Origin of the sequence: Streptomyces sp. SID5785 (genome assembly GCF_009870065.1) — a bacterium.
Taxonomy (GTDB): domain Bacteria; phylum Actinomycetota; class Actinomycetes; order Streptomycetales; family Streptomycetaceae; genus Streptomyces.
Window position 1 is genome coordinate 1 of sequence record NZ_WWIA01000417.1, and the last position, 1,066, is coordinate 1,066.

General features: G+C 76.0%; 1 protein-coding gene. It reads left to right on the plus strand.

Annotated features, from left to right (window positions below; genetic code table 11):
* Window positions 1-194 precede the first annotated feature (194 nt).
* Window positions 195-809 carry an ALF repeat-containing protein gene (locus tag GTW43_RS13795; protein ID WP_161301986.1) on the plus strand — a complete coding sequence of 205 codons (615 nt, stop codon included), beginning with the start codon at window positions 195-197 and terminating at the stop codon, window positions 807-809.
* Window positions 810-1,066: the final 257 nt, after the last annotated feature.

The window sequence follows — 1,066 nt, forward strand, 5'->3', positions numbered from 1 at the left end:
TGTCCGGGAAGGGCCCCGGCGCGTCCCACCCGCGCGGCCCGCCCGCGGAACCGCCCCGCGTACACCCCACGGCAAGCACGGCGGGGCCAAGACTGCCCGGCTCCGGCACTGGCACGGAGCGGGCGGACGGTGAGAATCGCCCCCAGGAAGTCCCCCGGGGCCCGCGCGGCCCCGCTCCACCAGGAGGTCCATCCGTGAGACTCACCCGCGTCGCCGTCGCCGTGGCCGCCGCCGCGCTCGCACCCGCGCTGCTCATCGCGGCGCCCGCTTCCGCCGCCGACGCCCCCGCGGTCGTTCCCGCACCGTGCGTCGCGGCGACGACCGCTCCCGACGGCTCGCCCGTCCCCGTCGACTCGATGTCCGACGACGACGTACGGGTCGCGATCTTCCGGGTGATCGGGAACGCGGCCACGGGCCGCGGGGTCCAAGCCGCCGCGCAGCGGGCGATGGACGGCACGATCGAGGACCAGCGCGCCTTCCTGACCACCGGATGCGCCGTGGCGCAGGCCGAGGACGACGCCGTGGCCGTGTTCCGCATCCTGGGCGTCGCCCAGCAGAACAACGACAGGGCCGTCGTCCGGGAGGCGACGCGCGCCCTCGACGACGGCTCCCCGGCCGCGCTGCGCGCCTTCATCGAGACCGGACGCCGCCTCGCTCAGGCCGAGGACGACCAGGTCGCGATCTTCCGGATCCTGGCGGACCCGCAGACGAGCCCGGCGGTGCGGGCGGCGGCGGAGGCGGCCCTCGACGACGGATCTCCCGAGGCGCTGCGGTCCTTCCTGGAGCACCGGGCCGAGCTGCCCGGCTGAGCCGACGGCCCGGCCTCGCGCAGAACTCCTGTGCGATCATTCTGCCTCGGCACGGACCGGCCCTGGGGAGGAGCCGGCCGACGAGCATCAGGAGTGAGACGTGAACACGGGTGGGGATCAGGGCGGTTCGTCCGTCCCGGACGAGGAGTGGGAGCGCTTCCTGCGCGAGTCCGCGGAAGGGGGGCGGGACGCGCCGAAGGAACCGTCGGCGCGGGCCCGCCACGTGACGCAGCGCCTCCGCGAGGAGGACGAGCGGC